The organism is Vibrio minamisatsumaniensis (assembly GCF_050337445.1).
Taxonomy (GTDB): Bacteria; Pseudomonadota; Gammaproteobacteria; order Enterobacterales; family Vibrionaceae; genus Vibrio; species Vibrio artabrorum.
Genome location: NZ_JAKJSY010000150.1, coordinates 1 through 3,411, shown reverse-complemented (window position 1 = coordinate 3,411; position 3,411 = coordinate 1). Strand labels below are relative to the sequence as shown.

Annotated in this window: 6 protein-coding genes; 3 read left to right on the top strand and 3 right to left on the bottom strand. The window is 40.3% G+C overall.

Annotated elements, in window-relative coordinates; genetic code table 11:
* A partial coding sequence (locus tag L4B77_RS19665; RefSeq protein ID WP_429752526.1) for a transposase domain-containing protein occupies positions 1-236 on the top strand: 236 nt, incomplete at its 5' end.
* Between the two features lie 118 nt (positions 237-354).
* On the top strand, positions 355-492 hold the full coding sequence (locus L4B77_RS19660; RefSeq protein ID WP_429752524.1) for a hypothetical protein: 138 nt from the start codon (positions 355-357) through the stop codon (positions 490-492).
* 141 nt (positions 493-633) lie between these two features.
* Here L4B77_RS19660 and L4B77_RS19655 read toward each other — a convergent pair whose 3' ends face one another.
* The 3 genes from L4B77_RS19655 to L4B77_RS19645 form a co-directional block, all read right to left on the bottom strand.
* Positions 634-1,296 carry a hypothetical protein gene (locus L4B77_RS19655; RefSeq protein ID WP_429752522.1) on the bottom strand — a complete coding sequence of 221 codons (663 nt, stop codon included), beginning with the start codon at positions 1,294-1,296 and terminating at the stop codon, positions 634-636.
* A 145-nt stretch (positions 1,297-1,441) separates the two neighbouring features.
* Positions 1,442-2,086 carry a hypothetical protein gene (locus L4B77_RS19650; RefSeq protein ID WP_429752520.1) on the bottom strand — a complete coding sequence of 215 codons (645 nt, stop codon included), beginning with the start codon at positions 2,084-2,086 and terminating at the stop codon, positions 1,442-1,444.
* A gap of 37 nt (positions 2,087-2,123) precedes the next feature.
* Entirely contained in the window at positions 2,124-3,113 is a 990-nt protein-coding gene (locus L4B77_RS19645; protein WP_429752518.1) for a topoisomerase II, read from the bottom strand.
* 88 nt (positions 3,114-3,201) lie between these two features.
* Here L4B77_RS19645 and L4B77_RS19640 point away from each other — a divergent pair.
* Positions 3,202-3,411: transposase (locus tag L4B77_RS19640; RefSeq protein ID WP_429752516.1), on the top strand; the 210-nt coding region annotated here is incomplete at its 3' end.

Below are 3,411 nucleotides of genomic sequence, written 5' to 3'. Positions count from 1 at the left end.
CTATCGACAACAACCGAGCAGAGCGCGCAATCAAATCGCTGGTCATTGGCAGAAAAAATTGGTTATTCTCGACGAATCCGCTTGGTGCTGATGCGAGTGCTTTGCTGTATAGCATCATCGAGACGGCGAAAGCGAACGGACTGATACTCTACGATTACATGGTCAAATGTATGAAAGAACTGGCAAAGCCAGAGCCTGATATTAACTCTCTTCTGCCTTGGAACGTCTCACACTGAAATTAAAACGCCCCGTGGGATTATGGGGCGCATACAAAGAGCCCTTCTCAAGCTTCCGAATCAATCCCACGCCAGTGATATACTTTCTATCAAATCGCTTACTAGTGAGGCTACAGAAATGGATAAGAAGACTTGTACCGAGCAAGACCTACTCAAGGGATTAGATGCTCATACTGCGCATGCGGATGAGTTGGCAAACTTGATTGAGGAAGAGATGGATTTAGATAAAGTAGAGGAAGATGGCGGCCACGAATAAAGTGATCATTCGCAGCTGCTTATCTTTAAATTGACCTGAGGGACTAACTCATTTTTGGACAAAAGCACGTTAGAGTATGGATTCTAACGTGCCAAAATTGGATTAGAAAAAGTATCTTGAAGCCTTAAATGCTTGTTATGCCTAAATTTCACCCAGCTCATTACGCATCTGTTTCAAGAGTAAATCAGTTTTTTCTTGAATGCTCTTCCCTAGCCGATTGGCTTCAGATTGATACTCCTGAACTTTATCATTTTCTTCGTTGATAACTATATTTATGAACCCTTTCATGAACTTGTTAGCATGCTCGGTAGCTTCATCTGTAAGTTGCTCTATTGATTCAAAGGTCGCTAGCATTTCTTCAGTCGCTATCAGTTTTAGACGGTTAGATTCAAATTTCAATTTGAGCAAATCTGCTTGGCCCTCACGCATAAAAGCTGCAATTTGCAGACTGAACCAAGAGATGACTTCCCTTTGTTCAACATCATTGCCTGTTGAACTAGCCGCCATATACCTTTTTAAGTACTCATCAAATACTGGCTGCATCCTTTCTGGTAACTCAATTTTTGCTTTTTTCCCAAACGCATCTAACTCAGTAACATAATTGCTATATTCTCGCGCTTTGAGGTCAAATACTTTTAGCCGTCTATCAGCCTGATACCTTAAATCCTGCTCCACTTTTTTAAGATTCTTGTCATGAGTTTGTTTATTGAAGTATATGAATACGCCCCAAAGCACATTCACAACACCAAAAACCCACGCGAAGTACTCTGGATTTTCTTGAATGACGTTATAGATTGTTTCCATAATTCCTCTTAGGCAATAACGCCAAATTAAGTAGTGAGCAACGCTACCACCTAACTAAAGCATTGTGCCGTAAACACTAAAGTTGATTCAAACCGAAAGTGCCAAGCATTGCGAATCACTCTTAAACAGTCTGTTATAAGCTTAGTCACATTTCACGTAATGTATATTCAATTCTAGGCCCACTTAGTGCTCTTTTCTCAATAAGAAAGTCCCCAAAAATTGGCAACGAGATCGTACCTGTGCCACCATAACTAAAGCGCAGACTACGGGGATCTTTTACAACTAACCTTATTTGATCCATGCAGTTAACCGCACGGTACATTTCCGACGCATACTCACCTGTATCGGAATATTCCTGCCATTGTTCGTCTGAAATAGTATTAACAAAATACGGCATCCCAAGAGAGACATCCGAAATCTTGTCTGGCGAATGTACTACCGTATCTATGAAGTCATCAAACTTGCACACATCATGTAATAAGAAGCTTTCAGGATGTACTGCATTTAGTGAAAAACTTGAATGAATGGAAACGACTTTCCCTGTGCCTTGCTCTAGAAACGCCCTAAACTCGTCTAGGCTACCATAGGTAATAGGAATCCAATCTTTTTCATATGCTAATTTGTTTGAACGAGGCTTTTCCGAAGTTGAGCTAGGTAACTCAACACTCTCTTCGCCCCAAATATCCACGACTGCGACATAACCACCTAAAAGGGTCGATATAGCTAAAATACCACTAAATATTTTTCTACCGCTGATACTTTTAATCACATCTATCAATTTCGTTTTCATTTTGTTTAATTCATGCCTCTAAGCTTATAACGCAGCGTTATAACGAAAGTGCACGGAACAATTCGTTCACCTTATCCAAAGACCCCGTTAGAGTATTTTGGGCTACTCCTCTCGTTGATAAATACTTTGAGATTCTGTCAAAGCATGCGTCTATATCTTTTAGCTCTTCGTCCGTAAAAGTGATCGTAGTAATACCGAACTTTGAGAAATAGTCGTTTCGTTTTTCCATCTCTTTCGTCCACTTCAGTGACAGATCCCGATTCATTTCGACTTTTTTAACGTCTTTGATCTTTGGAATTGCCATATGTGTCGACGATGGACTTATCTCAAACCCAACCAACTCCATTGTGTATGGGTTTAATATCGTATAATCAAGGCGATATTTGTGCTTTGTCTCCTTGCCTGCATACCTTAGTTCGGGAATGAGAAAAGGTTCTTCATATGGAGTATCTGATTTCTTCAGATAATCTATGTATCGATCGGCAATAGCTTTCTCATATTGAGAGTTAGATACTCTCTTTAACACACTGCGGTAGAATTGAATAAAGTCGTCAGAATTTTTAAACTTAACAGGTTCGTTAGACTCAGGATCAATTAGACCTGTTTTCATAACATGCCTAATTGTCCAAAAATTGAAGTCCGATCTTCTAATTTCAGATCTGTCTACTGCCCAGTCATCATTTCGCATCTCTGGAGAGATCAACAAACCCCACACAAGGTTTCCGCTGCCAAACCATATAGACCATAGTGACTCATTCGGCTTACTACGGATTCTTTCTTTGAAATTTCGATAGAAGTTTCTTGTTAAGAACAAAAATAAATACTCACGAAGAACCAAGTCTTGAAGGGCGTGCATGAGAAAAAACTCACGATTTACGCCATATGACTTTGGCTTTAAAGTATCAGCTTCTGCCCTTTTCTTTACCTGTACCTTTAGCCCCTCAAGCCAGCGAGTAATAAAGTCATTAGGATCTAAGAACACACTATTCAGGCTATCTACATAGATATTGTTATTCGCCCCCATCATTGCGTGAAACGAGTGAATAGAGTTTTTGATCCGCACCAGAAGTTTTGGACACCGAGTTAAGTGAGTACAATCACTAACGAGGTGAACAATGACAACTAAGAAAACACGAATCAAACATGCTCCTGAATTTAAAGCCGAAGCGCTTAAGTTAGCAGAGAAAGTCGGTGTCTCTGCTGCCGCACGACAGCTTTCGCTATATGAATCTCAAATTTATGGGTGGCGTAAAGCCGTCAAAAAAGATGCGAAAATCAGCGATAGAGAAAGGGAGCTCGCCACTGAAAATGCCAAACTCAAACGA